This is a genomic window from Pseudoalteromonas sp. Z1A2, from assembly GCF_011378755.1.
Lineage (GTDB): Bacteria > Pseudomonadota > Gammaproteobacteria > Enterobacterales > Alteromonadaceae > Pseudoalteromonas > Pseudoalteromonas distincta.
On record NZ_WTKX01000025.1, the window covers coordinates 60,655 to 66,790 of the forward strand.

Here is a 6,136-nt window from a genome sequence, read left to right on the forward strand (position 1 = left end):
ACATGAGCAACCTTGTTATTCGAAAGGCGCTTAGTAGTGATTTAAATGCACTGATTGACGTTGAAAACGCTTGCTTTAATAACGATAAATTAAGTCCGCGTAGTTTAAAACGCTGGCTTAGTGCAAAACACGGTATTTTACTCGTTGCCCAAAATGGCGAGCAAGTATGTGGATATGGATTAGTGTGGTGCCATAAAGGGACTCGTTTAGCGCGTTTATATTCGCTTGCTGTAAAACCCACAATGCAAGGTAAGGGCGTTGCAAAGACATTGCTTACTAGCCTTGAAAAAGAAACGTATGAGCGAGGGCGTATTTACCTTCGTTTAGAAGTGGCTGTAAATAACGAAGGTGCGATAGGGCTTTATAAAAGCTTAGGTTACAGAGTGTTTGGTCAATATAGCGATTATTACGATGACCACAGTGACGCACTACGAATGCAAAAAAACATTCGACAAACGAGTGAGTTAAAAGTGGCGCGTTTAACGCCGTGGTATCAGCAAACTACTGAGTTTACGTGCGGACCTGCTGCACTATTAATGGCAATGGGCGCACTTGAGCCAACAACTGAGCTTACCCAATCGCATGAGCTGGCACTTTGGCGTGAAGGTACCACCATTTTTATGACATCGGGTCATGGTGGTTGCCATCCGTTTGGTTTGGCACTTGGAGCTAATAAGCGTGGTTTTAAAAGCGAGGTAATGGTTAATACCACAGAGCCTTTGTTTTTAGATGGTGTACGTAACGAGAACAAAAAAGTGGTGTTAGCTACCGTACACCAGCAATTTGTAGATGGTATAGCGCAAGCAAATATACCGCTTAAGCATAAAGATGTAGAGCTTGAGCATATTGAGCAGTGGTTAAGTAAAGGCTTTAGTGTGCTGTTATTAATTAGTACATACAGTTTTGATGGTAAAAAATCGCCACACTGGGTGTGTGTTACGCACCTTGATGAGCACTGCGTGTATGTTCACGATCCGTTTTGTGAGCCAGGTAACGATAAACAGCTCGCAATCGATTGCCAATATGTACCTATTGCGCGAAGTGATTTTAGTAAAATGTCAGCGTTTGGTAGCCAACGTTTAAGAACGGCGGTGGCTATAGCTAATAAAATATAAGGTTAACAGTGACTTTTTTAGATTTAATTGATGTAGCCCCGTATTCATGGGCAGCTATTGGTACTGCGGCTTTTTGCGGTGCCATTATTGGAATAGAGCGCCAATTGCGTGGCAAACCTGTAGGAATTCGTACATCAGCCCTAATAACGCTGGGCACGTATTTGTTTTTATCCACTGCGTTTAATTTACAAGGCGATGTAATTGACCACTCTCGCGTAGTGGGACAAATAATTACTGGTATTGGCTTTTTGGGCGCAGGCGTAATGCTAGCTAAAGACGGCGCTGTGGTAGGAGTAACATCGGCAGCAACTATTTGGGTGCTGGCATCTATTGGCGTAATGATAGCCACCGAAAACTTGGGCGCAGCTATTAAGCTTTCTGTGCTGGTGGTCGGTATTTTATACGGTGTTGATGTGCTTGAAGCTAAGTTTAAAAGTTTAAGTAAAGGTGTGCACACTAAAGTTAAAATTTATTCTAAGCGCTATTATCGCAAAAGCGAAAATAAAACAGAGCGCCACTTATAAAGTGGCGTCTTTATAATTAAATTTATAACTAACTTAATACTAATTTTTGATGCACTAAAGCATCGCAAAGTGCTTGTGGGCGGCCTAAATAATAGCCCTGAACCTTATCGACATTTAGTTTGCGTAGGGTGTTTATTTCTTCTAGTGTTTCTATGCCTTCGGCAATAATATTACAGCCAATGTCTTTAGCAAATCCGCATAATGCTTTAGCTAATAAGTATTTACGACGATCGCTATTAATGTTTCGGGTAAGGCTAATATCAAGTTTAATAATATCTGCTTGTAGCTCCAAAATATGCTGAAAAGAAGAATACCCCGCACCAACATCGTCTATAGCTAGGCGTATGCCTTTTTTACGCAGTGGCGCGAGTGCCGTTAACATTTCATTGTAGTTGGCAATAGGAGAGTGTTCGGTTACCTCCAATACTATATTACTGCAATCAGAAATAGCAGCTAATGCATTGGCAACGGCACCACTTAGTATATGCTCTGGAGAGGTGTTAATTGACACATACACCTCTTTATTAAAATGACTCATATTGCCTAAAACATTGTTTATTGCCAACACTTCTAGGGCTTCACCTAAACCAAACTGTGCTGCTTCATCAAACCAAATGTTAGGTGTTCTATAGGGCTCAACAAAAAAGCGAGACAAGGATTCGTAACCCGAAACTTTATTTGTGTTTAAGCTATATATAGGCTGGTAGTAAATTTCAATATTGTTTGTGTTTATAATATTAAGTACGTTAGATTTAATAAGTTGTTTTGCTTCATTGTCTTGTATTTGTGTATCAATAAGCTGTGAAGCCAGATCTGAAATTAAATTTAAAAACGCCAGATCACGCTTGTTTAATGTGTCGTCTTTTTGCTCGTTATAGCAGCAAAATGTGCCATAAATATCGCCGTTAGATAAGGTAATTGGCACCCCAATATAAGCGCCAATATTAAGCTTTTTAGTAACCGGCATATTGCGGGTTATACTATTTTTACTGATGTCAGGTATTATATTATCTAGTTCATTATTGGCTAATTTATTACAGTAGGTTTCGTTTATGGGATCAAAATTACCTACTTTTACAATCTCGTTAGGGCGTTTGGTATCAACTAATTTAAATATACGTTTAGAGTCTTTAAACTCAGAAATAAAAGCAACGTCCATATCAAGGTGTTTACGAATAAGTGCTAGCAAGCGAGTTAGTCTAGTATTGAGATCAGTCTCTGCTTCAATATCTAATAGTAAATTTTCACTAAAATTTACATGCATATTTCCAACTTCCTGTGTTTTAGTTAATGGTTTATATTAATACAGTAGCTTGGCTTGTTTTTAAAGTATTAACCAAACAATTTTTTTCTCACTACTTTACGATACTCACTGGGTGTTTGGTTCAATATTTTTCTAAATATTCGCGTTAAATGACCTTGATCATTATAGCCTACTTCTAACGCTACTTCCTGAATTGATAAATTTGACGAAGCGAGCAACTCTTTAGCACCTTCTACTCGTAACTGTTGCCAATACTCAATAGGGCTTTGGTTGGTAGCTGCTTTAAAGCGCCGCGTAAAAGAGCGATAGCTTAAATTAAACTGTGCGGCTACATCCTGTAAATTAAGCTCTGTTGCTAAGTTAGTTTTTAACCAAAATTGAATTTGGGCAATTAATTCATCGGGATGGCGATCAACCGCACCTTCAAGATAGCGCTGATCTTCGTAGGGTTTGCGTATTTCGTGGGAAAAATTGCGCTCAACATGCTGCGCTGCAGCTTTGCCATAATACTGGCTAATAATATGCACTATTACATCGGCTAGGGCGTTTAGGCTGGCTACGGTATAGAGTCGCTCGGATTGAGTAATAAAAAAGTCAGGCTTTAACAGTACTTTGGAGTAGTCGTGACTAAATTGTTTAGCGTAATGCCAATGGGTGGTTGCTGGGTGCCCGTCAAGTAACCCGGCCTCTGCTAGTAAACAGTTGCCAGTGCCTACACCTATAATATGGCTGCCATTTGTAAAACTTTGCCCCAGCCAAGTAACTATATTTTGATTAGTGCGTACAACTGGGCGCGGGTTTCGCCAAATACCGGGCACTATTACTAAATCGCAATTTGGGGTATTGCTGGTGGCGCAATCGGGAAGGATTGCCAAGCCGGTACGATTGCTTATTGGTTCAAGGTTTTTAGCAACTAAATGAATAGCGAGTGGCCTAAAGTTTTGTTTATTAATATGGCCTTTTGCAAAGGCTTCGCCCGCTCTCAGCATCTCTATAGGGAGGGTTAAACTCGTTATTAATAAGTGTTGGTAAACAGCAATAGCTATATTTAATGGGGGGTTACTCTGTTTATCAGTCATATAGATGCTCCGACCAGTTAGGGTTGGCCTTTTATGCTTAATATTTGGCTATTAAAGCACAAAGTGTGGTGCGCAATCCATTTAAACTAGTGTCATATTCTTATAACACGTTTTTTAAAGGTAAATTATGACCGCATTACCCGTAATTGTAGGCATGGGAGGCATTAATGCCGCTGGCCGTACTTCTTTTCACCAAGGTTACCGCCGTATTGTGTTAGACAGTTTAAGTGCACAAGATCGTCAAGAAACGTTTTTAGGCCTCGCCACACTGATGAATCTAGTAAGCGTTGTAAACGGCCAATTACAAGATACACAAGGTAATAATGTTGAGCAAAGCGACATAGAAGCACGCTTTGGTGAGCAAATTATTGCTGGTACACTTATTCGTAAAATTGAAAAAGAACACTTTGATGCCGATGCCACACCGTGGCAGCAAAAAATGACACTAACCGCATCAAGCGATAACGCAATTGTGTTTGAAACGCGCGCTCGCGACTTACCTGCACCAGTTCCTGCTAGCTGGCAAGTTGAAGAGCTTGAAGGCAAAAAAGTTAAAGTAACTATTGCAGCCGACTTAGACGTAAAGCACGACTCAACACGTGATAATCCAATTAAATCTGCTGGGCAATTTCCGACTGGGTTTGATCCATCAGTTATGTATAACAGCCGCTATCAGCCTCGTGGTTTGCAAGCCACTATTTTTGCAGCAACTGATGCTATTAAATCAACAGGGCTTGATTGGCAGCATATTATGAATAGCGTAGAGCCAGATAAAATTGGTACCTATTCAGCATCGGTAATTGGCCAAATGGACGACAAAGGCCTAGGCGGTTTAGTAAAGGCGCGCCAACAAGGCGACCGTGTTAGCACTAAGCAGTTAGCACTGGGTTTAAATACAATGTCGACCGACTTTATTAACGCGTATGTTACGGGCAATGTAGGGACTACGTTTTCGACTTCGGGCGCCTGTGCTACGTTTTTATACAACTTACGTGCAGCGGTTAATGACATACAAGCAGGGCGTACACGTGTTGCGGTTGTCGCAAGTGTTGAATGTGCTATTACACCAGAAGTGATTGAAGGCTTTGGTAACATGAGCGCACTTGCAAATGTTGAAGGTTTGCGCCGTTTAGATAACTTATCAAGTGATGAAGAACCAGATTATCGCAAAAGTAGCCGCCCATTTGGCGACAACTGCGGCTTTACATTAGGTGAAGGCGCACAAGTTGCTATTTTAATGGACGATGCCTTAGCCCTTGAACTAGGCGCTGACATTATGGGCTGCGTACCGGATGTATTTGTAAATGCAGATGGCATAAAAAAATCAATCACGTCACCTGGTCCTGGTAACTATATTACCATGGCTAAATCGGCTGCTTTAGCAACGAGCCTTTTAGGCAAAGAAGCTTTGCAAGAACGTAGCTTTATTTTAGCGCATGGCTCAAGTACACCACTAAACCGCGTAACAGAGTCGCTGATATATCACAAAGTGGCACAAACGTTCGCTATTGATAATTGGAAAGTGACAGCGCCAAAAGCCTATGTTGGTCATACTATAGCTCCTGCAAGTGGCGACCAATTAGCGATAGCTTTAGGTGTATTTAGCCATAATATTATGCCGGGTATTACCACAATTGATAAAGTGGCTGATGATGTTTACACCGATCATCTTGATATTCGTAATAGCCATTACGAATGCGCTGATATGGATATTGCTTTTATAAATTCAAAAGGCTTTGGCGGTAATAATGCAACAGCTACCGTACTTTCACCAAAAGTAACAATGCAAATGCTCGCTAAGCGCCATGGCGATGAAGTTATGAGTAGTTACGCGCAGAAAAACATGGCAATTAAAGCCGCGCAACAAATGTATCAAGCTCAAGCTGATTTAGGCCAATATGAGCTTATTTACCGCTTTGGCGACGGACTTATTGACGACAACGACATTGTAATAGACGAGCAAAGTATTCAGTTACCGGGCTTTAAAAAAGCAATTACGTTTAGCACAACAAATTCCTATCAAGATATGTTTTAAGCACACATACTTGTTAGCAAGGCGCTTTTTAAGCTGTCTCTTATACACAAATCCCTGCTAAGAAATTAGCGGGGATTTTTTTGAACTAAATCTCAATGTCATGATCAGATCTTCAAATC

5 protein-coding genes are annotated in these 6,136 nt (G+C 40.7%); 3 read left to right on the plus strand and 2 right to left on the minus strand.

The window, feature by feature from the left end; translation table 11 throughout:
* Positions 1–2: 2 nt before the first annotated feature.
* The gene (locus GQR47_RS16050) at positions 3–1,115 is read left to right on the plus strand and encodes a GNAT family N-acetyltransferase/peptidase C39 family protein (RefSeq protein ID WP_165724123.1); all 1,113 of its coding nucleotides are present in this window, start codon (positions 3–5) and stop codon (positions 1,113–1,115) included.
* 8 nt (positions 1,116–1,123) lie between these two features.
* Positions 1,124–1,639, plus strand: coding sequence for an MgtC/SapB family protein (locus GQR47_RS16055; protein WP_165724125.1), 516 nt, complete (start codon positions 1,124–1,126; stop codon positions 1,637–1,639).
* 28 nt (positions 1,640–1,667) lie between these two features.
* Here the strand turns inward: GQR47_RS16055 and GQR47_RS16060 are convergent, their stop codons facing one another.
* Positions 1,668–2,903 (minus strand): EAL domain-containing protein, encoded by a 1,236-nt coding sequence (locus GQR47_RS16060; RefSeq protein WP_206016167.1) that lies wholly within the window; start codon positions 2,901–2,903, stop codon positions 1,668–1,670.
* Between the two features lie 68 nt (positions 2,904–2,971).
* Positions 2,972–3,982, minus strand: coding sequence for a helix-turn-helix domain-containing protein (locus tag GQR47_RS16065; RefSeq protein ID WP_165724126.1), 1,011 nt, complete (start codon positions 3,980–3,982; stop codon positions 2,972–2,974).
* A gap of 127 nt (positions 3,983–4,109) precedes the next feature.
* Between GQR47_RS16065 and GQR47_RS16070 the strand changes: the two genes are divergently transcribed.
* Positions 4,110–6,017, plus strand: a complete 1,908-nt coding sequence (locus GQR47_RS16070) for a beta-ketoacyl synthase (protein WP_165724128.1) — start codon at positions 4,110–4,112, stop codon at positions 6,015–6,017.
* Positions 6,018–6,136 lie beyond the last annotated feature (119 nt).